The sequence below is a fragment of the Tateyamaria rhodophyticola genome, assembly GCF_047777875.1.
Classification (GTDB): Bacteria; Pseudomonadota; Alphaproteobacteria; order Rhodobacterales; family Rhodobacteraceae; genus Tateyamaria.
This window is the reverse complement of record NZ_CP180519.1, coordinates 2,668,565-2,695,475: the sequence shown is the minus strand read 5'-3', so window position 1 is coordinate 2,695,475 and position 26,911 is coordinate 2,668,565. Positions and strand designations below refer to the sequence as shown.

The window sequence follows — 26,911 nt, the reverse complement described above, 5'->3', positions numbered from 1 at the left end:
TGGTCAATTGGCGAACCCCGTCAGGCGGGGGATCGTCATGGAAATGGCCGGGACGTAGGTGATCAAAAAGATCACCGCGATCTCGATGGCCAGGAAAGGCAGGATGGCGCGCGCGATGGTTTCAACCTTTTCACGGCTGACAGCGGCGGCGACAAACAGCACCAGCCCCATGGGCGGCGTGGCAAGGCCAACGGTCAGGTTCACGCTCATGATGATGGCAAAGTGGATCGGATCGACACCCAGATCGACAAAGATCGGCCCCAGGATGGGTCCAAGGATGATGATCGCGGGCCCCGCATCCAGGAACATGCCGACGATGAACAACAGCAGGTTGATCAGGAACAACAAGACCAGCGGGTTTTCCGACAGGGTCAGGATGAAATCGGCCAGGATCTGCGGCGCATAGCTGAGCGACACAACCGTCTTGAACGCAAGCGCCGCGCCCACCAGCAGCAGTACCACGGCAGAGGTCAGGCCCGCGCGGCTCAGAATGTCGGGCAGGTCCTTCAGCGACATGGTCCGCAGCACAAAGAACGCCACAAAGACCGCATAGGCCACGGCGACTGCGGCGGCTTCGGTCGGGGTGAACACGCCCCCGAGAATACCACCAAGGATCAGAACCGGCGTCTGCAGCGGCACGATCGCGCGCTTGCAGATCGTGCGGAATTCGGAACTGACCTGTGTGCGCAGGGCCAGCATCAGGGCATGGGCCACCAGAACCGCTGCCACGAACGTGCCCCACAGCATCAACGCCGATGTCTCGCCCAGAGGCAGGAAGGCCCACAGCAAAAGGCCGATGTTGAGACGCACGAGGATGAACGACACCCAGCGTTCGAGCGCGCCCAATTCGACGCCGTCGAATTCCACCTTGTGCGCCGCAGGCAGATCGTAGTGGTCCGCGGTCAGCCGGATCATCACCATCAGGCCGATGCCGACGAGGACCCCGGGCACGATCCCGGCCAGAAACAGCGCGGCGACACTTTCACCCATCACGTAAGCATAGATGATCATGATGCCCGACGGCGGGATGATCGGCCCGATCACGGAACTGGCAGCGGTAATCGCGGCGGCGTAACGGCGGGTGTACCCCTCCTTCTCCATCGCGGGCACCAGCATCGAGCCAAGCGCAGAGGTGTCCGCCACCGCAGAACCCGACAGGCCCGCAAAGAGGATCGACGACAGCACGTTTACCTGCGCAAGGCCGCCGCGCAAATGCCCCATCAACGCTTGGGAGAATTGGACAAGGCGGATCGTGATCCCGCCTTTGTTCATCAACTCGCCGGCGAGCATGAAGAACGGGATCGCCATCAGCGGAAAGCTGTCCATCCCGTTGTAAACATTGCGATACAGCAGGGTAATGTCACGCTCCTGCCCGTTGAGGTACAGCAGGATACCGGGGGCCGCGAGCAGGCCAAAGAAGACCGGCAAACCGATAAGCAGGAACAACAAAAAGAGCGGCAGGAACCAGATCAGCATGTCATTCGCTCCCCGCGGCCATGTCGCCCAGATCAAGGTCGGGCAGGCGGTCGCCGCCGCCCATCAGCTCGACCAGTTTGCGCAGGATCAATTCCATATTGACCAGCAGCAGCAGGGCCACACCCACAAGCAGCGACAGCATCATCCAGCTGCGCGGCACCCGGAACCATCCGTCAAAGGTCGGCAGGTAAAGCGACGCAGTGGCAAAACGGCCCCCGAACCCCGTCACCTCGGCATAGCCAATCGGCAGCGCCACCAGCAGGATGCCAAGGGAGATGAGCAGCAGGACCAGACCAAGCAGCGCGGCAACACCGCGGGGCAGCACGCCGGAAATCATGTCCAGCGCCACAAACCCGCCGCGCCGGAACGCCGTCGGGGCCATCAGGCCCGTCATCCACAACATGCAGAACCGCGCGGCCTCGTCAGGCCAGGGAAGGGCGTTGTTGAACACATAGCGGGCGACCACCTGGATCAGGATCGCCAGCACCATGGCCGCGATCGCCACGATGCCGATGCCGCGCCCGATCTTGAGCAGCAGCCCGTTCACCCAGCTGAGCGGTGCAAGCACCGTCAGTAACAAGCCCATGTCGGGCCCTCCCTTTGTCGGTCGCCCGGCAGTTTGTTCTGCCGTGGCCCATTTTCCGCTTTCACCCCGCGGGCGGGTCTTGGCGTCCTAGTCGACGCTGCCGAACTGGCCGGCGAAAAAGGTCAACGGTTTCCCGTCGCGCATTTGGGTGCGCTGCACCTGGCCGACGATGATGACGTGATCGCCCGCTTCGTGTTCAGCCACCTTGCGGCATTCGAACCGCGCAAGGCAATGCTCAATCAACGGCACGCCGTCGGTGTTGATCTCGTGCGGATGTTGGTCCAGCACATGCGCATCCCGCGCCGCCAACTGGCACAGATCCCCCTGCTCTACCGCAAGCACGTGAATGGCGTAGTGATCGGCCGCACCGAAATAGGGATAGCGCCGCGCACCCTTGTCCACCGACCACAGCACCAAGGCCGGGTCGAGCGACACCGAGGAAAAGCTGTTGGCGACGATTGCGACCGGGCCGTCCGCGCTTGGCGCCGTGATCAGGGTCACGCCAGTGGCGAATTTGCCAAACGCATTGCGCAGCTGGCGCGTGCTGTCGGCGTCGGGTGAAAAGACGGTGGGTTGGTTCTGCGTCTGCATGTTCATCAGGCCACCTCATGCCCAAGTGCGGCCTCATAGAGGCGGAACCAGGTGGGGCGATCAATATGGACGCGCATGGCCTCTGATATGCGGCGGATGCGGTCGATGTTGTTGGTGCCCATGACGGGAATGATCCCCGCCGGATGCGCCAGCAGGAAGGCCGTCGCGACCGCTGCCCGGTCCACGCCTTGTGCCGCGACGATGTCATCCAGCACATCCTGCACCGCGCCAGACCCGGTCATCAGATCGCCGCCGCCCAAGGGCGACCAGGCCATCACCCGCTGGTTCTTGCGCTGGTGAAAGGCCAGCGAGCCGTCCGTGAACGCGCTGATTTCGCTGAGGGAAATTTCGATCTGATTGGTGACCAGCGGCGTTTTCATCACCGATTGCAGCAGTTCCCAGTCCCATGTGCGGAAGTTCGACACACCGACCTGCCCCACTTTGCCAGAGGCCACCAGATCATCCAGCGCCGCGCCGGTTTCAAAGTGGTCCATCAGCGGATCGGGGCGGTGGATCAGCAGCAGGTCGATATGATCAATGGCCATATCGCGCAGCGAGTTGTCCACCGACTGCATGATATGCGCGCGGCTCGTGTCGTAATATTTGACCGGCGCATCGGCATACCGCCCGATGGGTGCCACGATATCGCACTTGGTCACGATCTCCATCTTGGACCGCAGCCCGGTATCGGCCTTGAGCGCCTCACCGAGGATCGCCTCTGCGATGTAGCCGCCGTAAATGTCAGCCTGGTCAAAGGTCGTGATGCCCTGATCGAGGCACGCGCCAATCTTGGCCTGCACGTGGGCCGTGGACGTGTCGTCATCATCACCAAGACGCCACATGCCGTAGACAATCCGGGACATTTCGAAATTGGGGGCGAGTTTTACGCGATCCATTAGCGGCGCTCTCCTGCGGCGAGGGGTGTTGCAGGTGCCGCGGCGGGCACCCGGCCATAAGCATGGGGCAACGAACACGTTTTCAAGTGCGGCATGACGCGCGCGCCGAAATGCTTGGCCTCTTCGAGATGGGGATAGCCTGAGAAGATGAACGCACGAATGCCCATCTTCTGATAGTCTTCGATTTTCGACATGACCTGATCGGTGGAGCCGACCAGTGCGGCACCGCAACCGGACCGCGCCCGCCCCACGCCGGTCCAGAGGCCCGGTTCGACATAGCCGAACTTGTCCGCCAATTCCCGCGCCTTGGCCTGATGCGCCACACCCAGGGACGTGCTGTCAAGCGCGCGGTCTCGGATCAACTGGCCATATTCGTCGTCCAGCTTGGACACGATGTAATCGGCGTATTCGCGTGCCTCGACCTCAGTGTCGCGCACGATCATGTGCACGCGCAGACCGTAATCCAGCGTGCGGTCGTATTTTTCCGCAACCGCATGCACATCGCGCATCCGTTGCGCGATGTTGTCCTTGGGTTCGGGCCACATCAGGTAGACGTCGCAATGCTGACCACACAGGTCCAGCGCCGCGGGCGAATAGCCCCCGAAATAAAGAAGCGGCCCGCCCGTCTGATAGGGCCGCGCCGGATCTGTGGTCAGCCCTTCGAAATTGTAGACCTCACCCTGGTAGTTGATCTCATCCTGCGTCCACGCCTGTTTTAGGATTTCGACCACTTCACGGGACCTCTGATAGCGAAAACCGCTGTCGGCCTTTTCGCCCGGAAAATCGGACGAGATGATGTTCACCGTCAGCCGCCCTTCGAGCATGTGATCAAGTGTGGCGATCGTGCGGGCCAGCATGATGGGCTGCATCTCACCGCACCGGACAGCAGCCAGCAGGTTGATCTTGTCCGTGATCGGCGCACACCCTGCGACAAAGGACAAGGTGTCCTGCCCCACCTGGTATGACGACGGGCAAAGGATGTTGCGGAACCCCTGCGCTTCGGCCTCGCGCACGATGTCGGAACAATGCGCCCAGGACGACCGCAGGTTGCCATCCGGCACACCCAAAAACTGATAATCGTCCGAGCACAACGCCGAAAACCACGACACCTCGGCGGCATCAAGATCAGGGGAGGTGATGGGGACTACTGTCATTGCGGCTGGTCTTTCGGTCCTGCGGTCACTTGGGTCTTGCGTATCACCAGCATTGATGTAGATCAATGGTGTATCAATTTCTCTAGCCTGTGTGCTGACTGCAACGTGTCCGACACCCCGCCCTCCCCACATGCGCTGCCGATCTATGTGCAGATCGCAGAGCTTTTGACCCGTGATATCGTGGCGGGTCGCCTGGTCGATGGCGCGCGGCTGGCCCCGGAGCGGGACATGGCGCAGGAACTGGGCGTGAGCGTCGGCACATTGCGCAAGGCGCTGGCCAGCATGGCCGAAAAAGGGTTGATCGAACGGGTGCAGGGGTCGGGAAACTATGTCCGGGCGGGCGGTGATACGGGCACGGTCTATGCGATGTTCCGGCTCGAATTGCTGGACGGTGGCGGATTGCCGCGGGCGCGTCTTCTGGACCTGCATCTGATGGACAAGCCGCGTGATCTGCCCGCATTCGGGACGTCCGCGCGCGCGACCCGCATCCGGCGTTTGCGGTCCCTGACTGACACAATTATCGCGGTCGAGGAAATCTGGCTCGATGCGGACGCCGGGATCATTCAGGAAACCGCCATGTCCGAATCGCTCTACGCCACGTATCGCAAGGAACTGGGCCTGTGGATCAGCCGCGCCGAAGACCGCGTGTCCATCGCCCCTGCCCCGCCATGGTCGCCGGACGCTTTCCCCCTGCGCTCCGGCGATACGGCAGGGTATGTTGAACGGCTGAGCTGGGCAGATACCCAGACCCCAATCGAATTCTCGCGCACCTGGTTCGATCCCGGCAGCGCGGTCTATGTGCAACGACTGAAGTAAGGAACGCCACAATGGCAGAGCAGGTCCGCTACGGCATTATCGGGTGCGGCATGATGGGGCAGGAGCACATGCGCAACATCGCGCTCCTGGATGCGTGCGTGGTCGGCGCGTTCTTTGAACCGGATCAAGATATGGCGGCAGCAGCCTCGGTGCTGGCGCCCCAGGCGCGGGTGGCCACGTCCCTGGGCGACCTGCTGGCGGTGGATGATCTGGATTGCCTTTTGATCGTCAGCCCCAACTTTCTGCACCTCGAACAGATGCAGGAGATTGCCGCGACGCGCCCGCTGCCCCTGCTGGTGGAAAAGCCGCTCTTTACCGATCCGGACAGCACCGCAGCCCTTGCCGCTTTCCGCGACGCATATCCCGCGCCGGTCTGGGTCGCGATGGAATACAGATACATGCCTGTGATTGATGCATTCCTGTCCCGCGCCGATGCCGCAACGGGAGGCATTTCACAGTTCAGCATCCGCGAGCACCGCTTTCCATTCCTGGAAAAGGTCGGCGACTGGAACCGGTTCAACCGCTACACCGGTGGGACATTTGTAGAAAAATGCTGCCACTTCTTTGACCTGATGCGGCTCGCCATCGGGTCCGAGCCGGTGCGCGTGATGGCGTCGGGTGCGCAGGTCAACAACCACCGCGATGAGCAATATGGCGGCGAAACCCCCGACATCATCGACGCCGGGTACGCGTTGGTCGATTTTGAGAACGGCGCGCGCGCGATGCTGGAACTGTGCATGTTCGCCGAAGGCAGCACGTATCAGGAAGAATTGTCAGCCGTCGGACCCACCGGCAAGATCGAAGCCTTTGTTCCTGGTCCGGGGCGGTTTTGGCCCGCGCATATGGGGGCGGCACCGATTGCGAAACTGGTCACCAGCCCCCGCTCGCCCAAGGGCCCGGTTACCCATGACATCCCCGTCGATGCCGCCCTGCTGGAGGCCGGGGATCACAACGGATCGACCTACTACCAGCATCAGAAATTCGCGGAACTGGTGCGCGGGATACGCCATGCGCCCGAGGTGTCGCTGGCCGATGGTTGGGCCGCTGTTGCGCTCGGGATCGCGGCACAGGAAAGCATCCGCACCGGTCAGGCCGTCGATCCCCGGACGTGGATGCCCTAGGCACGCAGACCTCAGATCGGGCACGGTCCCGTTGACGCGCCTTCGACAAATTCCGCCTCCCACAGGCAGGTGGCGGGCGGTGCGTCGGGCGCCTTGATCCGGTCGATCAGCATTTCGGCCAATGCCGCACCCGCCGCCCGGACGGACGACCGCGCGGCGGTGAATACGGGCACGTCGGTGCCGTTGCTGAGATAGCTCAGGCAATCGTCAAAGGTGACAATGCTCACGTCCACACCCACGCGCAAGCCGCGCGCATCGAGCGCACGCCGGATGCCCAAGGCGCTGATGATTGATGACGTCAGAAAGGCCGTCGGCGGCGCATCGCGGTCGAGCATGTGCAGGGCGTTGGAATACCCGTGCCCTTCCGTCATCTCACCAGACACCATCAGGTCTGGATCAATCCCGACCCCCGCCGCCTGCATCGCCGCCTCGAACCCCGCGCGCCGGCGAATGGCGAAATCCATTTCCTCATGCCCGTTGATCAGCGCGATGCGCCGGTGCCCGAGGTTCAACAGAAACCGGGCCGCATCGTCGAACGCGCGACGGTTGTTCACGTCGAGCCAGTCATATGGCGTTGTCGTCCCGCTGGCCCGACCGTGCACCACGAACGGCAGGCCAATCTCGTGCAGGACCGGCAAGCGTGGGTCATTCATGCACGGGGCGTGAACGACCACGCCATCAACGGATCCCCGCGCCTTGAGATTGCGGTAGGCGTCCGCTTCGCCGTCCGCATGCACCCGCGTCAACATCATCTCGTACCCGTGACGCGCATAGGCCTCGCCCGCCCCGGACATGAAGTCGCCAAAGATCGGGTTCACAGTCTCAACCGAGTTTTTTGCCGAAATCACATGCCCGATACAGCGCGAGTGTCCGGTCGCCAGCCCCTGGGCGCGCAGGTTGGGCCGGTAGTTGTGCGTTTGCGCTGCGGCAATCACCCGTTCACGCGTCGCCTCACTGACCTCGGGATAGCCGTTCAACGCACGGCTCACCGTGGTCTGGCTCAGCCCGAGCATATGCGACAGTTCCTTGAGATTCACCGAAACACCAATCCAAAGCGCTTTTATTGCCCGACGACGCTAGCCAAACTCGGCGCACAGGTCAAAACCTTCTGTCACACCGCGGTGCGTCACATATTTTGACGTGCGATCCGACACAGCGTTTGACTCGTGATCAAATTTGCGCGACGTTCGTCGCATTCCAAAGCGCTTTGGGGAGAGGGAATCAATTCAGGCGCGTATTGCTGAACGCGCAGTTCAGCAGATTGGACAGAATTTGGGAGGACGACCAAAATGAAAAACACTCTTCTGGCCAGCACAGCGGCCTTTGCCATGGTGGCATCCATGGCTGCGGCTGACGGCCACCTCACCTTTGCGCCCGGCGAAGGCCCCTTCAGCTGGGACAGCTACAACGCATGGGCCGAAGGTGCTCCTGACCTGAGCGGTCAGACAATCACCGTGTTCGGCCCCTGGCTGACGCCCGAGGATGGCTACCTGAACAACGCGCTGGCGTATTTCGAGGAAGCGACAGGCGCGGACGTGATCTACACCGGCTCCGACAGCTTCGAGCAGCAGATCGTGATCGACGCCGAAGCAGGTTCCGCACCGAACATCGCCGTGTTCCCGCAGCCCGGTCTGGCCGCGGTCATGGCTGGCAAGGGTCAACTGCACCCCCTGCCCGGCGGCATGGACGAGTGGGTTCGCACCAACTATGCGGCTGGCCAGTCCTGGGTTGACCTTGGCACCTATGCCGATGCGGATGGCGCCGATCAGATGTACGGCTTCTTCTACAACGTGAACGTCAAGTCGCTCGTGTGGTACAACCCCGAGAACTTCGAAGATGCCGGTTATGAAATCCCCGAGAGCATGGAAGAGCTCAAGGCGCTGACCGATCAGATCGTGGCCGATGGCGACACGCCATGGTGCATCGGTCTGGGATCAGGTGCCGCGACCGGCTGGCCTGCGACCGACTGGGTCGAGGACATGATGCTGCGCACGGTTGAGCCGTCGGTCTATGACCAGTGGACCACCAACGAGATCCCGTTCGATGACCCGCGCGTCATCGCCGCGATCGAAGAGTTCGGCCACTTTGCCCGTGATGACGCCAAGGTTGCCGGTGGTGCCGGTGCGGTTGCATCCACGGACTTCCGCGACAGCCCCAAAGGCCTCTTCACCTCGCCACCGCAGTGCTACATGCACCGTCAGGCTTCGTTTGTGCCGGCCTTCTTCCCCGAGGATGTGGAATTCGGTGTCGACACCAACTTCTTCTACTTCCCGTCCTATGCCGACAAGGATCTGGGCGACCCGGTCCTGGGTGGCGGTACGCTGATGGCGATCACCAACCCGTCGGATGGCGCGAATGCTCTGATGGAGTACTTCAAGCTGCCGCTGAGCCACGAGATCATGATGGCCCAGACGGGCTTCCTGACGCCGCATAACGGTGTGAACCTCGACGCCTACAAGGACGACACATTGCGCGCCCTGGGTGAGGTTCTGCTGGGCGCGACCACGTTCCGCTTTGACGGCTCGGACCTGATGCCCGGTGGCGTTGGCGCCGGTACGTTCTGGACCGGCATGGTCGACTATGCGGGCGGCAAGGACGCAGCAACAGTTGCGGCCGAAATCCAGTCCAGCTGGGACGCGCTGAAGTAAGCCACTTCATCGCACGCACACAAAAGATCAGCCCGCCCAAGCGGGCTGATCACTCACCGGCCACAGCCGGTTGCGAGAGACCCGACAAAACCGGGCCTTGCCAAAGGGAGGAAGCCTGATGAACCCTGCACTTCTGGGATTGATAACCATTGCACTCGGCGTGGGTGGATGTGTTCTGTATTTCTGGGGATCGAACCAGATCCTCGACAAGGTGATCTTTCCCGCGCAGGGACCGGATGCCGGGCGCAATATCAACCGCGCCAATCAGGTGCGTCCGTGGCTGTTCCTCTTTCCCGCCATGTTCGCCCTTGGCCTGTACCTCGCCTACCCCGTTTTTGAGACGCTGCGCCTGTCGCTGACCGACCGCGATCAGGGAGGCGCGTTTGTCGGCCTCGCCAATTACAACCAGATGATGGCCGAGCCGAAGTTCTGGGAAGCGCTGCGCAACAACCTGCTGTGGCTCACCGTCGTGCCCGCCGCGTCAACCGCCTTCGGCCTGCTGGCTGCGCAGCTCACCGACCGGATCAAGTGGGGATCGGCCGCGAAATCGCTGATCTTCATGCCGATGGCGATTTCCTTTGTTGGCGCGGGCGTGATCTTCAAACTGGTCTATGAGGCCCGCCCCGCCGATCAAAGCCAGATTGGTGTTCTGAACGCGGTGTGGCTGCAATTCGAGGGGGGCATTGGCTCCTTCCTGTTCCTACAGCTGCTGCCCGCCATCATGCTTTTGTCATTCGCGGCCATTGTCGCCTATGTCGGCTGGATCTTCGTGCGCCCCATTGCCGAAAGCAAGGAACAGGGCGGCGGCAAAGGGTACGTCCCACTGCGCCTGTTTGTGGGTGTCGCGGCGCTTTACCTCGTGTACCTCTCGCTGTCCTCGCTGATCGGGATCTTCACCTTTGACTATCCCTATGGCGAGCCGCAGACATGGCTGACCATCCCCTTCTGGAACTCGTTCCTGCTGATGGTCGTGCTGATCTGGATCCAGACCGGCTTTGCCATGGTAATCCTGTCGGCGGCCCTGCGCGGCATCCCCGAAGAAACGATTGAGGCCGCGATCATCGACGGCGCCAACCCGTTCCAGATCTTTTTCAAGATCAAGGTGCCGCAGATCATGGGCACCATCGTCGTGGTCTGGACCACCATCACGATCGTCGTTCTCAAGGTCTTTGACATCGTGTTTGCGATGACCAACGGCCAGTGGGAAACGCAGGTTCTGGCCAACTACATGTACGACAAGATGTTCCGCGCCAACGACTGGGGCGTGGGCTCGGCCTCGGCCATCATCATCATGCTGCTGGTCACGCCGATCCTTGTCTGGAACGTCTACAACGCCCGCAAGGAGATGAAATGATGGCCCGCGACCGCAAGGAGCAAGATCATGGATAATATTGCAGGTTCCAAATCGTCCCTGGGCTGGGCCGTCAACATCTCGGTTGTGCTGCTTGTCGCACTGTGGGTGTTCCCCACCTTCGGGCTTCTGGTGTCGTCGTTCCGGACGGCGGACCAGATCACCGGTTCGGGCTGGTGGGCGTCGATGTTCCCGTCGGAACAGACCGAACGCTTTCGCGCCTCGGACCCGGACGAAAACCGGATCGAACGCGACGGGTTGTTCGTCGTCGAAGGCAACATTTTTGAAGAGAATGGCGGCGGGGGTGACATCCAAAGCTGGGGCACCTCGTCCCGCGCCGTGGATGCCTACCAGCCCGGGGATGTGGCCGACCTCGGCGATGGAGAGACGTTCACCGTTGACGCAGACGGCAATTATGCTTGGTCCGGGAATGAGGAACAGATCAGCGGACGGGGCCAGCGCGCCTTTGTCACCGCCGTGTCTCCGCCCGAATTCACGACCGACAACTACGTCAATATCATGACCAGTGGGAATGACACCGACAACATGGCCAAGGCGTTCTTCAACACGCTGACCGTGACCATTCCGGCAACGATCATTCCGATCGTCGTTGCGGCGTTCGCGGCCTATGCGCTGGCATGGATGGATTTCCCCGGACGCGCCTTGCTGATCGCCTGTGTGGTGGGTCTTCTGGTGGTGCCACTGCAACTGGCGCTGATCCCGCTGCTGAAACTGCACGTGGGTATCGGCATCGGCAAAGGCTACCTCGGCGTGTGGCTCGCCCATACCGGCTTTGGCCTTCCACTCGCGATATACCTCTTGCGAAATTACATGGTTGGCCTGCCCCGCGACATCATCGAAAACGCCAAGGTGGACGGCGCGACGGATTTCCAGATCTTTACCAAGATCATCCTCCCCCTGTCGTTCCCCGCCTTGGCGTCCTTTGCAATCTTCCAGTTCCTGTGGACCTGGAACGACCTGCTGGTGGCCAAGGTGTTCCTGATTGACGCCACGGGGCAGACCACAGTGATGACCGACCAGATCGTGAACTTGCTCGGCACCCGTGGGGGCAATTGGGAAATCCTCGCGACCGCAGCGTTCGTGTCCATCGCGGTGCCGCTGTGCGTCTTTTTCGCAATGCAGAAATATCTCGTCCGCGGCCTGCTGGCCGGGTCGGTGAAATAGGACCTCTCCAAGATGAACCAAAACGCGGATTTCGACATGGGCCGTACACTTGTAGCGGATAAGGACTGGTGGCGTGGCGCGGTGATCTATCAGATCTACCCGCGCAGTTTCCAGGACAGCAATGGTGACGGTATCGGGGATCTCAACGGGATCACCAGCCGCCTGCCTTACGTGGCCAGCCTTGGTGTCGATGCCATCTGGATTTCGCCGTTCTTCACGTCACCGATGAAGGATTTCGGCTATGACGTGAGCGATTACTGCGACGTGGATCCGATGTTCGGAACACTGGCGGATTTCGACACGCTGGTGGATACCGCGCACAAGCTGGGCCTTCGGGTGATGATCGATCTGGTGCTGTCGCACACGTCGGATCAGCATCCGTGGTTCGCAGAGTCGCGCGCCAATCGCGACAACCCGAAATCCGATTGGTTCGTCTGGGCCGATCCAAAGGAGGACGGCACGCCCCCCAACAACTGGCTGTCGATCTTCGGCGGCTCGGCGTGGCAATGGGACAGCCGTCGCGAGCAATATTACCTGCATAACTTCCTCGTGGAGCAGCCCGACCTGAACTTCCACAACATTGAGGTGCAGGACGCGCTTCTGGACGTGGTGCGGTTCTGGCTGGACCGCGGTGTCGATGGCTTCCGCCTCGATACGATCAACTTCTATGTGCACGACGCCCAGCTGCGGTCGAACCCGCCCCTGCCCGTCGATCAGCGCGATGAAAGCATTGCGCCGCGTGTGAACCCTTATAACCACCAACTGCACGTGCATTCCAAAAACCAGCCCGAGAACCTCGACTTTCTCAAGCGGTTCCGCGCGGTGCTGGACGAATATGACGCCGCCACCGCCGTGGGCGAAGTGGGCGATGCGCAGATGGGCCTTGAGATCATGGGCCAGTACACGGCAGGCGATGAGCGTGTGCACATGTGCTACAGCTTTGAATTCCTGTCCGGCCACGCGCCCACCGCCGAACGGTTTGCCAAGGTGATGGGCGATGTCGATGAACACGTGTCCGAAGGTTGGGCATGCTGGGCGTTTTCCAACCACGACGTCAAGCGGCACGCCACCCGCTGGTCCCTGAGCGATCCCGCCAAGCGGACGCTGGCCACGCTGCTCATGTCGCTGCGCGGGTCGGTGTGCCTCTATCAGGGCGAAGAACTGGGTCTGGGCGAGGCCGATGTGGCATTCGAGGACCTGCAGGATCCTTACGGTGTCGAGTTCTGGCCCGAGTTCAAGGGCCGCGACGGCTGCCGCACCCCGATGGTGTGGGAAGACTCCAACAGCTACGCGGGCTTCAGCGATGCGCGCCCCTGGCTGCCGATCAGCACCGAACACCTGCATCAGGCCGCGAGTGCGCAGGAGAACGACCCGGCGGCGTTGCTGCATCACTATCGCAAGGCTCTGTCATTCCGGCGCGCACACCCCGCTTTGATCAAAGGCGATCACAGCGCAGTGCAAGCGGACGGCACCATCCTCTACTTCACGCGCATGCATGGTGATGAGACCATCTATTGCGCATTCAACCTCAGCGATGAGCCGGCAAAGCATGTGCTTCCGGATGGCAATTGGATGACCATTGGTTCGGAACTTGGCAGCATCGCTGCTGCGGATGACAAAACGGTCCATCTGGGCCCCTGGCAAATGGCGCTGGCGCTCAAGGCATAAAAGGCCCGCGGTTCAGCGGGCACGTTCACGGGAGGGACGACCATGGCAGATTTGAAACTCACGGATGTCGGCAAAACCTATGGCGGCACGGTCAATGTGCTCAAGGATATCAACCTTGATATCTCCAAGGGCGAATTGATCGTTTTCGTCGGCCCGTCGGGTTGCGGCAAGTCCACCCTGCTCCGCATGATTGCCGGTCTGGAAAAGATCAGCGATGGCACGCTGGAAATTGACGGCACGGTGGTCAATGACGTCCCGCCCGCACAGCGTGGCATCGCGATGGTGTTCCAATCCTACGCGCTTTATCCGCACATGACCGTGCGCGACAACATGACCTTCGCGTTGAAACTGGCCAAGAAACCACAGGCCGAGATCGATGCAGCGGTCGAAAAGGCCGCGCGTATCCTGCAGCTTGAACCCTATCTCGACCGCCTGCCCAAGGCCCTGTCCGGCGGCCAGCGCCAGCGGGTTGCTATCGGCCGGTCCATCGTACGCGACCCCAAGGTCTACCTCTTTGACGAACCGCTGTCGAACCTCGACGCCGCGCTGCGCGTCGCCACTCGGATCGAGATCGCGCAACTCAAAGAGTCCATGCCTGACAGCACGATGATCTATGTCACGCACGACCAAGTGGAGGCGATGACGCTGGCCACGCGCATCGTGGTGCTGGCGAACAAGGGCATTGCGCAGGTGGGTTCGCCCCTGGAGCTCTACGAACGGCCCGAGAATGAATTTGTGGCGCAGTTCATCGGCTCGCCCGCAATGAACCTGTTGCCCGGCGAAATTGTCGGCACAGGCGCGCAAACGACGGTGAAAATGGCGACCGGCCTGACCGCGGTTTCTGCCGTGCCAACGACGGATGCGGATATGGGCCTTCAAGTCAACGTCGGTGTCCGCCCCGAAGACTTCGTCGCCACCGATGGCGACGGCATCTATCAGGGCAAGGTCGACTTCACCGAAGCCCTGGGCGAGGTGACGATCCTTTACTTCGAAGCCGAGGATGGCAAGGACCCGGTTCTGGCCAAGATGGCGGGCATCCACCCATCCTTGCGCGGCACCAATGTAACCGTGACCGCCGCACCGGAAAAGGTGCAGCTGTTCTCGAACGGCCAATCGCTTTACTACCGCTGATACCTGCCCGGCTCAGCTCTGTTCGAACAGGGCGGCGGGCCGGTCCAGCAGATACTGGTTGATGATCGGCCCCACGGCGGCGCCGATGCCGCGCGCATTGCCGCCGATTTGCCCTTCGACGATCTCTGGCGCGATCAGGCCCCGCGTGTCCTTTTGACCCATCGCCTCTGCCGCACCGCGCACCAAACGCTTGCGTATGCTCTCTGGCATACCACCGTCAATCACGATGGCTTCGACATCGATCACCGCACTCGCCGCAACGCTCGCGGCGGCAAGTGCATCGGCCGTTTCCTCTACCCACGGGCCGACATGTTCCTCCAGATGGGTCCAGTCCTGCGGCGTTTCCCAAAGCTGGCGCGGATCAAGGTCCACATCCTCCAACCGCCGTTCCAGTGACCGGATCGACGCAACGTCGATCAAGGGACGCGCACGCCCCGCCCGGTCCGGCACCATGAGCGACCCGAAGGCTCCGGCATTGCTCTGATTGCCTTCGAACACGGCGTGATCCAGCACAATCCCACCACCGATGAACGCGCCCACGAAAAAGTACACATAGTCCCGGTATTCACGTCCGATGCCAAAGATATGTTCCGCACGGCAGGCTGCTGTCGCATCGTTGACCATACGCACAGGCAGTCCGGTCAACTCTGCCGCTTCGCTCACGATATCGGCGTCTTTCCACGCCGCGAAGTCCGCCGCGTTCGCCCCCAGCACTTCGTGCCAGTTCCACAGCTCGAACGGTGCCGAGATGCCAAGCCCGCACAGGCGTGCAGCCATATCCTCGGACATCTCGCTCGTCAGGTCCTGAAACCCCATATGCAGAAAATCGAGGATCGGGCCCGGGCGCGGATAGTCATAGGTCTGGCGCAATTGCTGGCGCACCTGCCCCGCCAGATCCAGCACCACCAGATCCGCACTGCGCCGCCCCAACTTGAGGCCCATGGAGAACGCCCCGTCCGGGTGCAGCGAAAACGGCACGGACGGCTTGCCGACCTTGCCCTTGACCGACGCACCCCGTTTCAGCAGCCCATCCTGTTCCAGCTTGCGCAGGATCACGGATGTCGTCTGCGGTGACAGGCCCGTGCGCCGCGCCAGCTCCACGCCCGACAGCCCGCCATTGCGCTGCATCACCGACAGCAGCAGCCGCTCGTTATAGGCCCGAACGCCGGATTGGTTGATCCCTCCGGCAAGGCTGCGCACGTGATCCAGTGTCATTTGACATCTCCCTGAGCCAAATCTTTACGCCCGTAAATTAATAAATCAAGTTGAATTATTAATTGACAGGCCGCCAGAATCACGTTTCCTTTACGTCAGCGTGTAGGGACCAGAGCGGCCCCTACACTTCAAATGGGAGGATATCATGAAGAAATTGTTTCTGGGCACCGCCGCTGCCCTGACCGTTACTGCGGGCACGGCCTGGGCAGACGGGCACGGCACATCCGCGTGCCTGATCACCAAAACCGACACCAACCCGTTCTTTGTCAAAATGCGCGAAGGCGCGACCGCCAAAGCCGAAGAGCTGGGCATCACGCTCAACTCCTATGCCGGTCAGGTGGACGGTGACAATGAGGCCCAGGTGGCCGCGATTGAAACCTGCATCGCCAATGGCGCATCGGGCATCCTGCTCACCGCGTCCGACACGGCAGCCATCGTGCCATCGGTCGAACAGGCACGCGAGGCGGGCCTGCTTGTGATCGCGCTCGACACCCCGCTGGAGCCAATTGATGCGGCGGACGCAACCTTTGCCACCGACAACTTCCTCGCCGGTGAGCTGATCGGTCAATGGGCCGCGGCGACCATGGGCGACGGCGCTGCCGACGCCAAGATCGCGATGCTCGACCTCGCCATCAGCCAGCCCACCGTGGGCGTGCTGCGCGATCAGGGTTTCCTCACCGGCTTTGGCGTCGACATCAAGGACCCGGCCCGCTGGGGTGACGAAGATGATCCGCGCATCATCTGCAACGAAGTCACCGCAGGCAACGAGGAAGGTGGCCGCACGGCGATGGAAAACTGCCTCGCCCGTGATCCCGAGATCAACGTGGTCTACACCATCAACGAACCGGCCGCCGCTGGTGCCTATGAGGCGCTGGCTGCCATTGGGCGTGAAAACGACGTGCTGATCGTGTCCGTCGACGGCGGCTGCCCCGGCGTCCAGAACGTGGCCGATGGGATAATCGGTGCCACATCGCAGCAATACCCGCTGCTGATGGCGTCGCTTGGTGTTGAGGCCATCGCACAATTTGCCAAGGACGGCACATTGCCCGCCAACACCGAAGGCAAGGACTTCCTCGATACCGGTGTTGGCCTCGTGACCGACAATCCCGTGGACGGCGTCGAAAGCATCTCGGTCGCCGAAGGCACCGACCGCTGCTGGGGCTGATCGCCTGACATGAAAGACTGACACGGGCCGCTGCAACGCGGCCCGTCTCCAATCCGAACGGGGGGCAAAATGGCAGACACACAGGACTATGAGGCGTCGGTCAAGACGTCCGCGACCGAAGAGGTCGCCCATTTCGAGGATGACCACAAAGGGCTGCTGGGCAAGATCCAGCACGCGCTGCACGTCAACCCGGCCCTTGTGCCGCTGATCATTCTGGTCGTCGCCATATCGCTCTTTGGCCTGCTGATCGGGCAACGGTTTTTTTCCGCCGGTACGCTGACCCTCATCCTGCAACAGGTGCAGATCGTGGGCGTTCTGGCCGCCGCGCAAACCCTCGTGATCCTGACCGCGGGCATTGACCTGTCCGTCGGTGCCATTGCCGTGCTCTGCACCGTGATCATGGGCCAGTTCACGTTCCGCTACGGCCTGCCCGCGGAACTGAGCCTGCTGATCGGCATTGCCTTCGGCGCAGGGATCGGCGCCATCAGCGGCTTTCTCGTCTCCCGCGTCAAAATCCCGCCCTTCATCGTGACGCTGGGCATGTGGCAGATCGTACTTGCCTCCACTTACCTGTTTTCGCGCAACGAAACCCTGCGCTCCAGCCAACTGCGCGAGGACGCACCGACGCTGCTGTTCCTCGGCAACAAGGTCTCCATCGGAGGGGCCAATTTCACCTATGGCGTGATCCTAATGATCCTGATCGTCATTGGCCTCGCCTACGCGCTGCGTTCCACCGCATGGGGCCGCCACGTCTATGCGGTGGGCGACGACCCGGAGGCCGCACAGCTGGCCGGTGTCAACGTGCACCGCACGCTCATGTCGGTCTACATCCTGACCGGGCTCATCTGCGCCGTGGCAGGCTGGGTCATGATCGGACGGTTCAGCTCGGTGACCCCGTCGGCCTCAACCGGCGTCATCGGCAACATCCAGGCCATCACCGCCGTGGTGATCGGAGGCATATCGCTCTTTGGCGGGCGCGGGTCGATCTTTGGCGCGTTCTTTGGCGCACTGATCGTGGGCGTTTTTGAGATGGGGCTGAGGATGCGGGGGGCCGATCCGCAATGGACCTTCATGCTGATCGGGATGCTCATCATTGCCGCTGTGGCGGTGGATCAGTGGATCAGAAAGGTGTCAGCATGACCTATCTCCAGTGCCCTCTCGGTGTTGCAGGCAACACCTGCCGGGTCCGCGGCAAAGCCGCTGAGATCAGAAAGGTGTCAGCATGACCCAGCCCATCCTCAACGCCACCGGTCTCGTCAAACGCTACGGCAAAGTGACAGCGCTCGACCATTGCGACTTTGAACTCTACCCCGGCGAGATCCTCGCCGTCATTGGCGACAACGGCGCGGGCAAGTCGTCCCTGATCAAGGCCCTGTCGGGCGCCGTGATCCCCGATCAGGGTGAGGTTTTTCTGGACGGCAAAAGGGTCAATTTCCGCTCTCCCATCGACGCACGTGAGGCGGGGATTGAAACCGTGTACCAGACGCTCGCCATGTCCCCCGCCCTGTCCATCGCGGACAACATGTTCATGGGGCGCGAGCTGAAGAAACCGGGGCTGATGGGCAAGCTGTTCCACCAGCTCGACCGCAAAAAGATGGAAGACATCGCCCGCGAGAAACTCTCCGAACTGGGGCTGATGACAATCCAGAACATCAATCAGGCGGTCGAAACCCTGTCAGGTGGGCAACGTCAGGGGGTCGCGGTGGCCCGCGCCGCCGCCTTCGGCTCCAAGGTGATCATCCTCGATGAACCCACCGCCGCCCTCGGCGTCAAGGAAAGCCGCCGGGTGCTGGAGCTGATCCTCGATGTGAAATCCCGCGGCATCCCGATCATCCTGATCAGCCACAACATGCCCCACGTGTTCGAGGTCGCCGACCGCATCCACGTGCACCGCTTGGGCAAACGGCTGTGTGTGATCGACCCCAAGGACCACTCCATGTCCGACGCCGTGGCCTATATGACAGGCGCGGCTGAGCCGGAGATGGCGGCCTGATATGACCCGCGACCAGATCTGCGCGCAGATCCTCGACAGAGCCCCGCAACCGCACCGGCGGCTGATCGCGGTTGCAGGACCGCCCGCCAGTGGCAAAAGCACGCTGGCCGCCGCGCTGGCGGCCCAACTCACCGATCAGGGTGAGGCGACGACCGTTGTGCCCATGGACGGCTTCCACCTCGATGATCGCCTGCTGGAGGTCGACGGCACCCGCGCGCGCAAGGGCGCGCCACACACGTTCGACGCAGGTGGCTTTGTCCGGCTGGTCCGCGCGCTGCAATCGCCCGACCCGGTGGTGTTCCCGATCTTTGACCGCAGCCGCGAGATCGCCATTGCCGGTGCGGGCCGCGTGCCCGCGACCTGCCGCACCGTGATCGTCGAAGGCAATTACCTCCTGCTGGACGCCGCACCGTGGGCGTCCCTGCGCAGTGCGTGGGCGCTATCCATCGCGCTTCATCCGCCGATGGACGTCCTGTTGAACCGCCTGCGGGACCGCTGGGCGGACCATGGCAAGGACAATGCGCAATCATGGATTGACAGCAACGATGTACCCAATATCACCACAGTCCTCAGCGGGTCGGCACCCGCGGACATCCAGTTGTCGGAGACCCCTTTATGATCCTGTGCGCGGGCGAAGCCCTCATTGATATGATCCCTAATGCGGATGGCGCCTATGTGCCCCATGTCGGGGGGGCGGTTCTGAACACCGCTGTGGCTCTGGGCCGTCTGGGCGCGCCCACGGGGCTTGTGACGGGGCTGTCCTCGGACCCGTTTGGCCAGATGATCGCGGATCATCTGCACGCCAGCCACGTGGACACGTCCCACGCGGTGCGCTCCAATCGCAACACGACGCTGGCCTTTGTCCATCTGGATCAAGGCAATGCCACCTATACATTCTACGATGACGAAACCGCCACCAGCGCGATCCAGCCCGCGGATCTGCCAGCCGTCCCCGCCGACACCGAAGCGGTGTTTTTTGGCGGCATCTCCCTGTGCAATCCGCCCGTGGCCGACAGCCTGACCAACATGGCGCTCGGCGTACCTGCGGGCACACTGGTCATGGCGGATCCAAACATCCGCCCCGGCTTTGCCCGCGATCAGGCGAGCTATCGCGCGCGACTCACCCGGCTGATGGGGCGGGCCGACATAATCAAGCTCTCGGATGACGACATCAGCTGGCTGATCCCCGATGGCGATCTGCACGCCAAGGCGCAAACCGTTCTGGCGTCGGGGCCAAAGCTGCTGCTGCTGACCGAAGGCGGGGATGGTGCGACCGCCTATGTGCGGGGCGGCGCAACCGTGCGCGTTGCCGCCGAAAATGTGACCGTCGTCGATACGGTCGGCGCAGGCGATACGTTCAACGCGGGCTGCCTTGCCGCCTTGCGCGACGCAGGCGTGCTGTTACCCGGCGCCCTCCTTGACCTGGGCGAGGCCACCCTGACCGACATGCTGCACCGCGCCGCACGCGCCGCCGCAGTCACCGTATCCCGCGCAGGCGCCAACCCGCCATGGGCCCATGAACTGGAGACCACAGAATGAAACGCTCCCGCGTGAATGACATCCTTGCCGAAGGCGCTGCCTTCTTTGCCAAACACGGCTGGTCCCTGCCCCCGTTTGCGGGCTGGACCCCGGACGACATGCGCTCTGAAAAAGCGGCGCATATCCGTGACCGCCGCCTTGGGTGGGACATCACGGATTATGGCCAGGGCCGCTTTGACGAGATGGGCCTGTTCCTGTTCACGATGCGCAACGGTGATCTGGGCGAGATGGGGCAACAGGGCGCCATGCTCTACGCGGAAAAGCTGATGATCTCACGCCGCGATCAGCTGTCGCCGATGCACCGCCACGTGCTCAAGACCGAAGACATCATCAACCGCGGCGGCGCGACATTGGTGCTGGAGCTCTTCACCTGCGACGCGGAAGGGCAGATGGACCGGAGCGCGGATGTGCATGTGCTCACCGATGGGGTGCCCGTAACGCTGCCTGCGGGGGGACACCTGAAACTGCCCGTGGGCGCGTCCGTCACGCTGACGCCCACCACGTGGCACGCGTTCTGGGGCGAGGGCGGCGACTGCCTGATCCACGAAGTGTCGACCGTCAACGACGACCTGACCGACAACATCTTTGCCGAACCCATCGGACGGTTCTCGGACATCGAAGAAGACGTGGCCCCCACGCACCTCCTCGTCAGCGACTACGACAGCTAGACCGACCGCTCGCTCAGGTGACGGCGCAGTGCGTCGATCACCGCCCGCACCTTTGCCGGCAGATACGCCCGGCTCGGGTACAAGAGCCACGCGGCTGTCTCAAACCGCGTGGCCGTGACGTCGTATCCCGGGAACAGATCGACCAGCGTCCCACGCGCGACGGCACGGTCCACCAGCCAATCCGCCAGCAACGCCGGGCCAAGCCCCGCAATCGCTGCATGGCGCAGCGCCAGCGCGTTTGAAATCAGCAGACCGCCATGGACCGGCACGGACACGGATCGCGGGCCCCGGAAATGCCACTCGCTGCGATACTCCTGCAAGGTCATCCGCAGCACATCATGCGCTTGCAGGTCCTCCGGCGTCTCAGGCGCGCCATGGGCCGCGACATAGTCCGGCGCCGCAACGACCCGGTAACAGGTGTCCATCAACCGCGCACTGATCAGGTCCCCCTTGGGCGCAGGGGCCAGCCGGATCGCCAGATCGACCTGCCCCGCGATCAGATCCTCATTCCGGTCGCTCAGCAGCAACTCCAGCTCGATGTCCGGCAAATCCGCCCGCACATCCCGCAGGATCGGCACCAGAACATCGTGCCCGAATGCCACCGACGCCGTCAGACGCACCAATCCGCGCGGCTGGGTGCCAACCTGTGCCGCCGTCTCGCGCGCCAGGTCCAACTCATCCAGAAGCGGATCGATGCGCGCAAGATACACCGCCCCCGCCTCCGTCAGGCGCAATTGCCGGGTTGAGCGTTGGAACAGCCGCAATCCCAACTCCGCCTCAACCGCCGCCACCGTGCGGCTGACCGACGACGGATCCACATCCTGCACACGCGCAACCGCGGCAAAGCTGCCATGGCGCGCAACCAGTTGCAGGGTCCTGAGGGCATCCACATCCATTCCTGCACAATCTGCATGACTGACATGTATGTCGAGCGCTTTTTTGCCAATCACGCATCTCGTACACCCGGCACATCCACCCCATCAGGAGACACAGACATGATCCGGACACTTCCCCTTGCCGCCCTCCTCGCCCTTTCCACAACGGCCCAGGCCGCGCCCACGGAATGGACCCTCGACCTGGGCCACGCCCATATCGGCTGGGAAATCGACCACATGGGCCTCAGCCGCACTGTCGGTCGGTTCAACACGTTCGACGGCACGTTCCTCATCGACGAAGAGGCGCCGGAAACGGCGCAGATCACCTTCACCATCGACGCCGCCAGCATCGACAGCAACCACGCAGAGCGCGACGCGCACCTGCGCCATGCCGATTATCTGGATGCGGAAAACGCACCGAATATCACCTTCACCTCAACCGAAGTGCAGATGCTCACCCCCACGGCCGGCAAGCTGCACGGTGACCTGACGCTGCGCGGCAACACCGCCCCGGTCACGCTGGACTTCACCATGGTCCGCGACCGGACCTATCCCGATTTCATCCCGCACTACGACGAAGTACGGGTGGTCGGCTTTGAGGCCACCGGAGAAATCCTGCGCCTCGACCACGGCATGGATTTCATCGCTTTCCTCGACAGCCCCACCGGGCTCAGCGTCACGGTCGATTTGCACTTTGACCTCGTGCAATGCACAAACGCTACAGACACCAACATTCCATGCAATTGGGGGCGCTGAGATGGAGCATGTGAACGGCAAGACCGTCGTGATCACCGGAGCAAGCAAAGGGATCGGCGCGGCCACCGCGCGGGTCCTGGCAGAACACGGCGCCCGCGTCGTACTGGCGGCGCGGTCCGCCGATGCGCTCAACGTGTTGGCCGAGGAAACAGGCGGCATTGCCGTGCCTTGTGACGTGGCCGACTATGCGCAGGTGGCGCAGCTGATGGACACCGCAGGCACCGTTGACGCGCTGATCAACAACGCAGGTCTCATCGACCCTATCGCCCGGCTTGAGGATAGCGACCCCGACGCGTGGTCCGGTGTGGTCGACGTCAATGTCAAAGGGGTCTACCACGGCCTGCGCGCCGCCCTGCCCCGCATGGCGGCCCAAGGCGCTGGCACGGTGATCAACATCTCATCCGGTGCGGCCACAGGCGCGCTCGAAGGCTGGAGCCACTATTGCGCCACCAAGGCTGCCGTTTTGTCGCTGACCAAAGTCGCGCACAAGGAAATGCACCACAAGGGCGTGCGCGTCATGGGCCTCTCCCCCGGGACCGTCGCCACGGACATGCAGCGCGAAATCAAGGCCTCCGGCATCAACCCGGTCAGCCAGCTCGACTGGGAAAAACACATCCCCCCCGAATGGGTCGGCCAGGCCATCGGCATGTTGCTGGGCCCCGTCGGAGACGCCTATTGCGGCACGGACTTCACCCTGAAAACCAACGAGGAACGCGCCCTCGTCGGCCTGCCACCGCTCTGAACGCGCGGCTCTGCGGTTTCTTCTGGCTGGAAATACCACGGGGGAGGCCGCAGGCCGGGGGCAGCGCCCCCCAAAACATGGCGTCCGCGCAGCGGTCCTTTGGATCACCGTTCAGACAAAGGGCAGGTAGTAGTCGCGCACCTCATCCACTGACTTGTCCTTCAACCGCTTCCACTCGTCCTGCTTGAGGAAAATCAGCGCATCGCACAACGCCTCGCCCACAGCCATGCGCAAAGGCGCGTCCGCATCAAGCGCATCCAGCGCCTTGTCCAGCGCAGAGGCCACATGGCGGGTCGCGCGGACGTTCTCCAACCCGTCCAGATCTTCGGCCGGTGCCAGCGTGTGGCCATTTTCGACGCCCAGCAACGCCGCTTGCAGAACGGCCGTGACGGCCAGGTACGGATTGGTGGCGCAATCCGCCATGCGATGCTCCAACCGGGCCGATTTGGGCGATGTTACACAAGACCGCGTCGTCACCAGACGATGATCATCCGCCCAATTCGCCCAATATCCCGCCATCGACCCAGGCCCCAGCCGATCATAGCTGTTGACCGTTGTGGCCAGCAATGCCGCCAGCCCTTCATGATGATGGATCAACCCGGCCATCGCCCCCTTGGCCACCTCTGACAACTGCCCATCCGGGGCAATGACGTTGGCGCCCTGACCATCCTCGAAACTGAAATTCACATGCAGGCCCGACCCGCCCCGCTCCGGCACCGGTTTCGGCAAGAACGTCAGCAGCAGCCCCATGTCCGCCGCCACTTCGCGCGCCATTGTGCGGAACAGAAACGCGTTATCACAGGCGGTCAGCGCATCGCCAAACCGCAGGGTCATTTCGAACTGGCCATTGTCATATTCGCCGTTCATGGACTCGATCGGCAATTCTGCGGCGTCCGCCGTGCGCCAGATTTCGTCCATCAACCCCGCCGGATCATTCTGCGGTCCGGTGCCATACACAAACGCGCCCGGCGTGTCATAGGGCCGCCAGACACCATCTGCATCCTGCTGAAACACATAAGCCTCCAGCTCCAGCCCCACCTTGGGCGTCAGCCCCTTGGCCTGCCACGCCCGCACGGTCGCCTGCAGCCGGCCGCGGGCACAGAGCGGCATCACCGCCCCATCCGCATGCAGTGTGCCAAGCGCGATCTCCGTGTCACCGCGCCAATCCCGCCTGCGCGCGGCATCCAGAACCAATTCCATGTCGGGGATACCGTCAAACACCCCCGCTCCCGGCACCGGGATCAGGTCGCGGTCAAAGGTGGTGCCAAAAACGCCACGGGCAAAACCGATCCGGCCACCCGCCGCGACATCCGACGGCACGTATTTGCCACGCGGCAGGTTCAACAGATCACAGAAAAGGGCACGGGTGCGTGTGGTCATGACATATCACTTCAGCTTGGGACGAAGCGTCAGGGATTTGACGCCGCAAATGAAATTGGACCGGGTCCATGTGGGCGCGGACACGGCCTCAAGACCCGACAGGCGCGCCGACAGTTCGCGCAACACCGCCGTCACCTCGAGCTTGGCCAGCCACATGCCAAGACAGACATGCGGCCCGCCCTGTCCAAAGGCCATATGGCGGTTCGGGCTACGGTCCAGCTGTACGGTGTCCGGCGCATCAAACATCGCCGCATCGCGGTTGCCGGACACGAACCACATCAACACCTTGTCGCCCTTGGCGATGGTCTGGCCATGCATCTCGACATCGCGGGTCGCCGTGCGCCGGAAATGCAAGGTGGGCGAGGCAAGGCGGATGATCTCATCCGCTGCGGTGCCCCACACGTCACCGGTCTGCATCTGCAGCAAAAGCCGGTTGTCCTGCGCAATCAGCCACAGCGCCATCGCAATCGAATAGCGCGTGGTATCATTGCCCGCCGCCACCAGCAGGCAGAAGAAATTTTTGAAGTCCTGCCCGGCCATCCGCCCCTCGTCGGAATTGAGCACGCGCGCCAGGATCCCGTCCGGATCCACAGGGCGCGCGCCGTCCAGCACCGTCTGCGCATAGTCATAAAGCTCCACCCCCGCAGGCGACCGGAAGGGCATCATGCGGTAGGCGTCGGTGTCGACCTTGTCGAGAACGGTGTCGGTAAAATCAGGATCGGTGTTGCCGATCAGCGCATCACCCCGCTCCACCAGCCAATCCAGATCCGCATCCGGCACACCCAGAATGCGCCCGAGCATCAGCATCGGCAGGCGTTTGGCAATGTGTTCGACCCCGTCGAACTCCGCCTGTTCCAGCGCGGTGCCCACAATATCGCGCGCCAGCTCGTCAATCAGAGGTGCAAACCGCGCCACAACCGGCTTGGCAAAGGCCGGGTTCACCGTGCGCCGCGTCGCCGTGTGTTCGGGCGGATCGGTCTCCTGAAAGGTGCGCCGCGCCATGTATTCATCATGGCTCTGATCCTCGATCCGAATGCCTTGCGCGCTCGAAAATGTCTCGGTGTCGCGCTGCGCGGCCATGATGTCCGCATAGCGTGTGAGTGACCAGAACCCCTTGTCGCCCGCATGGGCGTCGGTCCAGTGCACGGGCGCGGTGTCGCGCATCTGGGCAAAGGTGTCATGCGGGACGCCCTCCACAAAGCTGTCGTGATCGGCAAGGTTCTTCACGGCGTTCCTCCAAAGAAACGGGTGGCCCATTCGGCAAAGATGTGTCCCTGCGCGCTGCGGGTCAGGGTCGCTTCGGCCCGCGCGATTTCATCCGCGCCCAAAGACGGGCGGGTCGCATCCAGAACGCAGCGCATGAACGGGTCGGTGAATTCGGGATGCGCCTGTGTGGTCAGGATGTGATCCCCCTTCGTGAACCCCGCAATTGCACAAGCATCCGATCTGGCATAGATCGCGCCCCCCTCGGGCAGAGCCGTCACCGCGTCATGATGAAACTGATACAGATCCAGCGTCTGCGGCGCGGATCGCATCCATGGCAGGGTGCGTGTCATGTGCACCCGGTCGATCCCGATGTTCCAGTCTTGCCGCGCCACCGACCCGCCCAGAGCCATGGCAACCGCCTGATGCCCGAAACACGCCCCCAGGAGTGGTTTGCGCGCCGCATCACAGGCGCGGATAAAATCATACAAAGCAGGCAGAAACGCCATATCATCCAGCACGCTCAGCGGTGAGCCGGTGATGAGGTAGGCGTCCTGTTCCTCCAGATCACTGGGCACTTCACCCCCGATGGTCATGTAGACGCGGTACGAAAACCGCTGATCCTGCGCGTCGAACAGGTCGCGAAACCGGTGGCTGTCATCGGGAAAGGCATCCCCGACTTCAACGGAGCGGTCGTGGTTCACCTGCAACAGACCCAGCTTCAGTCGTTTCATGTCGGCTCCCTCATGGCG

Annotated in this window: 26 protein-coding genes; 15 read left to right on the top strand and 11 right to left on the bottom strand. The window is 62.5% G+C overall.

The annotated features are described in order from the left end of the window. Positions 1 to 3: 3 nt before the first annotated feature. The 5 genes from ACERHN_RS14800 to ACERHN_RS14780 all read right to left on the bottom strand — a co-directional run bounded on the left by ACERHN_RS14800 (position 4) and on the right by ACERHN_RS14780 (position 4,703). Positions 4 to 1,476, bottom strand: coding sequence for a TRAP transporter large permease (locus ACERHN_RS14800; RefSeq protein ID WP_415919790.1), 1,473 nt, complete (start codon positions 1,474 to 1,476; stop codon positions 4 to 6). A gap of 1 nt (position 1,477) precedes the next feature. Further along, complete coding sequence (locus tag ACERHN_RS14795) at positions 1,478 to 2,062, bottom strand: TRAP transporter small permease (protein WP_415919789.1); 585 nt, start codon at positions 2,060 to 2,062, stop codon at positions 1,478 to 1,480. A gap of 87 nt (positions 2,063 to 2,149) precedes the next feature. Beyond that, a complete protein-coding gene (locus ACERHN_RS14790; protein WP_415919788.1) occupies positions 2,150 to 2,659 on the bottom strand; it encodes a flavin reductase family protein in 510 nt (169 codons plus the stop codon). Further along, positions 2,659 to 3,549, bottom strand: a complete 891-nt coding sequence (locus tag ACERHN_RS14785; protein ID WP_415919787.1) for an aldo/keto reductase — start codon at positions 3,547 to 3,549, stop codon at positions 2,659 to 2,661. Before ACERHN_RS14785 ends, ACERHN_RS14790 begins: the two co-directional genes overlap by 1 nt. Further along, positions 3,549 to 4,703 (bottom strand): LLM class flavin-dependent oxidoreductase, encoded by a 1,155-nt coding sequence (locus ACERHN_RS14780; RefSeq protein WP_415919786.1) that lies wholly within the window; start codon positions 4,701 to 4,703, stop codon positions 3,549 to 3,551. Before ACERHN_RS14780 ends, ACERHN_RS14785 begins: the two co-directional genes overlap by 1 nt. Before the next feature lie 105 nt (positions 4,704 to 4,808). Between ACERHN_RS14780 and ACERHN_RS14775 the strand changes: the two genes are divergently transcribed. Next, the gene (locus ACERHN_RS14775) at positions 4,809 to 5,519 is read left to right on the top strand and encodes a GntR family transcriptional regulator (protein WP_415919785.1); all 711 of its coding nucleotides are present in this window, start codon (positions 4,809 to 4,811) and stop codon (positions 5,517 to 5,519) included. An 11-nt stretch (positions 5,520 to 5,530) separates the two neighbouring features. Then, entirely contained in the window at positions 5,531 to 6,640 is a 1,110-nt protein-coding gene (locus tag ACERHN_RS14770; RefSeq protein WP_415919784.1) for a Gfo/Idh/MocA family protein, read from the top strand. Positions 6,641 to 6,651: 11 nt separating this feature from the next. Here ACERHN_RS14770 and ACERHN_RS14765 read toward each other — a convergent pair whose 3' ends face one another. Then, a complete protein-coding gene (locus tag ACERHN_RS14765) occupies positions 6,652 to 7,677 on the bottom strand; it encodes a LacI family DNA-binding transcriptional regulator (protein ID WP_415919783.1) in 1,026 nt (341 codons plus the stop codon). A gap of 252 nt (positions 7,678 to 7,929) precedes the next feature. On the opposite strand from ACERHN_RS14765, the gene ACERHN_RS14760 reads away from it, so the two are divergent. The 5 genes from ACERHN_RS14760 (at position 7,930) to ACERHN_RS14740 (ending at position 14,623) form a co-directional block, all read left to right on the top strand. After that, positions 7,930 to 9,288 carry an ABC transporter substrate-binding protein gene (locus ACERHN_RS14760; protein ID WP_415919782.1) on the top strand — a complete coding sequence of 453 codons (1,359 nt, stop codon included), beginning with the start codon at positions 7,930 to 7,932 and terminating at the stop codon, positions 9,286 to 9,288. A gap of 118 nt (positions 9,289 to 9,406) precedes the next feature. Further along, positions 9,407 to 10,642 carry a carbohydrate ABC transporter permease gene (locus tag ACERHN_RS14755; RefSeq protein ID WP_415919781.1) on the top strand — a complete coding sequence of 412 codons (1,236 nt, stop codon included), beginning with the start codon at positions 9,407 to 9,409 and terminating at the stop codon, positions 10,640 to 10,642. Between the two features lie 27 nt (positions 10,643 to 10,669). Beyond that, the gene (locus tag ACERHN_RS14750) at positions 10,670 to 11,824 is read left to right on the top strand and encodes a carbohydrate ABC transporter permease (protein WP_415919780.1); all 1,155 of its coding nucleotides are present in this window, start codon (positions 10,670 to 10,672) and stop codon (positions 11,822 to 11,824) included. Between the two features lie 12 nt (positions 11,825 to 11,836). Next, the gene (locus ACERHN_RS14745; protein ID WP_415919779.1) at positions 11,837 to 13,492 is read left to right on the top strand and encodes an alpha-glucosidase; all 1,656 of its coding nucleotides are present in this window, start codon (positions 11,837 to 11,839) and stop codon (positions 13,490 to 13,492) included. 42 nt (positions 13,493 to 13,534) lie between these two features. Continuing rightward, a complete protein-coding gene (locus ACERHN_RS14740; protein WP_415919778.1) occupies positions 13,535 to 14,623 on the top strand; it encodes an ABC transporter ATP-binding protein in 1,089 nt (362 codons plus the stop codon). A gap of 12 nt (positions 14,624 to 14,635) precedes the next feature. Here ACERHN_RS14740 and ACERHN_RS14735 read toward each other — a convergent pair whose 3' ends face one another. Further along, a complete protein-coding gene (locus tag ACERHN_RS14735; RefSeq protein ID WP_415919777.1) occupies positions 14,636 to 15,838 on the bottom strand; it encodes an ROK family transcriptional regulator in 1,203 nt (400 codons plus the stop codon). A 145-nt stretch (positions 15,839 to 15,983) separates the two neighbouring features. Here ACERHN_RS14735 and ACERHN_RS14730 point away from each other — a divergent pair, with 145 nt between their 5' ends. The 6 genes from ACERHN_RS14730 to ACERHN_RS14705 all read left to right on the top strand — a co-directional run bounded on the left by ACERHN_RS14730 (position 15,984) and on the right by ACERHN_RS14705 (position 21,203). Next, positions 15,984 to 17,003, top strand: a complete 1,020-nt coding sequence (locus ACERHN_RS14730; protein ID WP_415919776.1) for a sugar ABC transporter substrate-binding protein — start codon at positions 15,984 to 15,986, stop codon at positions 17,001 to 17,003. Between the two features lie 69 nt (positions 17,004 to 17,072). After that, positions 17,073 to 18,143: an ABC transporter permease gene (locus tag ACERHN_RS14725; RefSeq protein WP_415919775.1), complete on the top strand. Its 1,071-nt coding sequence runs from the start codon at positions 17,073 to 17,075 to the stop codon at positions 18,141 to 18,143. 82 nt (positions 18,144 to 18,225) lie between these two features. Further along, a complete protein-coding gene (locus tag ACERHN_RS14720; RefSeq protein ID WP_415919774.1) occupies positions 18,226 to 18,996 on the top strand; it encodes an ATP-binding cassette domain-containing protein in 771 nt (256 codons plus the stop codon). 1 nt (position 18,997) lies between these two features. Next, positions 18,998 to 19,615, top strand: a complete 618-nt coding sequence (locus ACERHN_RS14715; protein WP_415919773.1) for a nucleoside/nucleotide kinase family protein — start codon at positions 18,998 to 19,000, stop codon at positions 19,613 to 19,615. Beyond that, positions 19,612 to 20,535 (top strand): carbohydrate kinase family protein, encoded by a 924-nt coding sequence (locus ACERHN_RS14710; protein WP_415919772.1) that lies wholly within the window; start codon positions 19,612 to 19,614, stop codon positions 20,533 to 20,535. The genes ACERHN_RS14715 and ACERHN_RS14710 overlap by 4 nt, the downstream gene beginning before the upstream one ends. Beyond that, positions 20,532 to 21,203: a D-lyxose/D-mannose family sugar isomerase gene (locus tag ACERHN_RS14705; protein WP_415919771.1), complete on the top strand. Its 672-nt coding sequence runs from the start codon at positions 20,532 to 20,534 to the stop codon at positions 21,201 to 21,203. Before ACERHN_RS14710 ends, ACERHN_RS14705 begins: the two co-directional genes overlap by 4 nt. Here the strand turns inward: ACERHN_RS14705 and ACERHN_RS14700 are convergent. Next, the gene (locus ACERHN_RS14700; protein WP_415919770.1) at positions 21,200 to 22,099 is read right to left on the bottom strand and encodes a LysR family transcriptional regulator; all 900 of its coding nucleotides are present in this window, start codon (positions 22,097 to 22,099) and stop codon (positions 21,200 to 21,202) included. The two genes, ACERHN_RS14705 and ACERHN_RS14700, sit on opposite strands and share 4 nt — an antisense overlap. A gap of 99 nt (positions 22,100 to 22,198) precedes the next feature. Here ACERHN_RS14700 and ACERHN_RS14695 point away from each other — a divergent pair, with 99 nt between their 5' ends. Beyond that, positions 22,199 to 22,834, top strand: a complete 636-nt coding sequence (locus ACERHN_RS14695; protein ID WP_415919769.1) for a YceI family protein — start codon at positions 22,199 to 22,201, stop codon at positions 22,832 to 22,834. 1 nt (position 22,835) lies between these two features. Then, complete coding sequence (locus ACERHN_RS14690; protein WP_415919768.1) at positions 22,836 to 23,576, top strand: SDR family oxidoreductase; 741 nt, start codon at positions 22,836 to 22,838, stop codon at positions 23,574 to 23,576. Positions 23,577 to 23,687: 111 nt separating this feature from the next. On the opposite strand, the gene ACERHN_RS14685 is transcribed toward ACERHN_RS14690, so the two are convergent. From ACERHN_RS14685 to ACERHN_RS14675, 3 genes are read right to left on the bottom strand one after another with little or no spacing between them, the layout of a single operon-like run. Further along, complete coding sequence (locus ACERHN_RS14685; protein ID WP_415919767.1) at positions 23,688 to 24,956, bottom strand: glutamine synthetase; 1,269 nt, start codon at positions 24,954 to 24,956, stop codon at positions 23,688 to 23,690. Positions 24,957 to 24,962: 6 nt separating this feature from the next. Then, on the bottom strand, positions 24,963 to 26,213 hold the full coding sequence (locus ACERHN_RS14680) for a cytochrome P450 (protein ID WP_415919766.1): 1,251 nt from the start codon (positions 26,211 to 26,213) through the stop codon (positions 24,963 to 24,965). After that, positions 26,180 to 26,893: a type 1 glutamine amidotransferase gene (locus ACERHN_RS14675; RefSeq protein WP_415919765.1), complete on the bottom strand. Its 714-nt coding sequence runs from the start codon at positions 26,891 to 26,893 to the stop codon at positions 26,180 to 26,182. The genes ACERHN_RS14680 and ACERHN_RS14675 overlap by 34 nt, the downstream gene beginning before the upstream one ends. Between the last annotated feature and the right edge of the window lie 18 nt (positions 26,894 to 26,911).

Bases quoted from the DNA above. Each gene is read 5' to 3' on its own strand.
- ACERHN_RS14800 (WP_415919790.1), bottom strand. From the start codon at position 1,476: ATGCTGATCTGGTTCCTGCCGCTCTTTTTGTTGTTCCTGCTTATCGGT.
- ACERHN_RS14795 (WP_415919789.1), bottom strand. From the start codon at position 2,062: ATGGGCTTGTTACTGACGGTGCTTGCACCGCTCAGCTGGGTGAACGGG.
- ACERHN_RS14790 (WP_415919788.1), bottom strand. From the start codon at position 2,659: ATGAACATGCAGACGCAGAACCAACCCACCGTCTTTTCACCCGACGCC.
- ACERHN_RS14785 (WP_415919787.1), bottom strand. From the start codon at position 3,549: ATGGATCGCGTAAAACTCGCCCCCAATTTCGAAATGTCCCGGATTGTC.
- ACERHN_RS14780 (WP_415919786.1), bottom strand. From the start codon at position 4,703: ATGACAGTAGTCCCCATCACCTCCCCTGATCTTGATGCCGCCGAGGTG.
- ACERHN_RS14770 (WP_415919784.1), top strand. From the start codon at position 5,531: ATGGCAGAGCAGGTCCGCTACGGCATTATCGGGTGCGGCATGATGGGG.
- ACERHN_RS14760 (WP_415919782.1), top strand. From the start codon at position 7,930: ATGAAAAACACTCTTCTGGCCAGCACAGCGGCCTTTGCCATGGTGGCA.
- ACERHN_RS14755 (WP_415919781.1), top strand. From the start codon at position 9,407: ATGAACCCTGCACTTCTGGGATTGATAACCATTGCACTCGGCGTGGGT.
- ACERHN_RS14750 (WP_415919780.1), top strand. From the start codon at position 10,670: ATGGATAATATTGCAGGTTCCAAATCGTCCCTGGGCTGGGCCGTCAAC.
- ACERHN_RS14745 (WP_415919779.1), top strand. From the start codon at position 11,837: ATGAACCAAAACGCGGATTTCGACATGGGCCGTACACTTGTAGCGGAT.
- ACERHN_RS14740 (WP_415919778.1), top strand. From the start codon at position 13,535: ATGGCAGATTTGAAACTCACGGATGTCGGCAAAACCTATGGCGGCACG.
- ACERHN_RS14735 (WP_415919777.1), bottom strand. From the start codon at position 15,838: ATGACACTGGATCACGTGCGCAGCCTTGCCGGAGGGATCAACCAATCC.
- ACERHN_RS14730 (WP_415919776.1), top strand. From the start codon at position 15,984: ATGAAGAAATTGTTTCTGGGCACCGCCGCTGCCCTGACCGTTACTGCG.
- ACERHN_RS14725 (WP_415919775.1), top strand. From the start codon at position 17,073: ATGGCAGACACACAGGACTATGAGGCGTCGGTCAAGACGTCCGCGACC.
- ACERHN_RS14720 (WP_415919774.1), top strand. From the start codon at position 18,226: ATGACCCAGCCCATCCTCAACGCCACCGGTCTCGTCAAACGCTACGGC.
- ACERHN_RS14715 (WP_415919773.1), top strand. From the start codon at position 18,998: ATGACCCGCGACCAGATCTGCGCGCAGATCCTCGACAGAGCCCCGCAA.
- ACERHN_RS14710 (WP_415919772.1), top strand. From the start codon at position 19,612: ATGATCCTGTGCGCGGGCGAAGCCCTCATTGATATGATCCCTAATGCG.
- ACERHN_RS14705 (WP_415919771.1), top strand. From the start codon at position 20,532: ATGAAACGCTCCCGCGTGAATGACATCCTTGCCGAAGGCGCTGCCTTC.
- ACERHN_RS14700 (WP_415919770.1), bottom strand. From the start codon at position 22,099: ATGGATGTGGATGCCCTCAGGACCCTGCAACTGGTTGCGCGCCATGGC.
- ACERHN_RS14695 (WP_415919769.1), top strand. From the start codon at position 22,199: ATGATCCGGACACTTCCCCTTGCCGCCCTCCTCGCCCTTTCCACAACG.
- ACERHN_RS14690 (WP_415919768.1), top strand. From the start codon at position 22,836: ATGGAGCATGTGAACGGCAAGACCGTCGTGATCACCGGAGCAAGCAAA.
- ACERHN_RS14685 (WP_415919767.1), bottom strand. From the start codon at position 24,956: ATGACCACACGCACCCGTGCCCTTTTCTGTGATCTGTTGAACCTGCCG.
- ACERHN_RS14680 (WP_415919766.1), bottom strand. From the start codon at position 26,213: ATGGGCCACCCGTTTCTTTGGAGGAACGCCGTGAAGAACCTTGCCGAT.
- ACERHN_RS14675 (WP_415919765.1), bottom strand. From the start codon at position 26,893: ATGAAACGACTGAAGCTGGGTCTGTTGCAGGTGAACCACGACCGCTCC.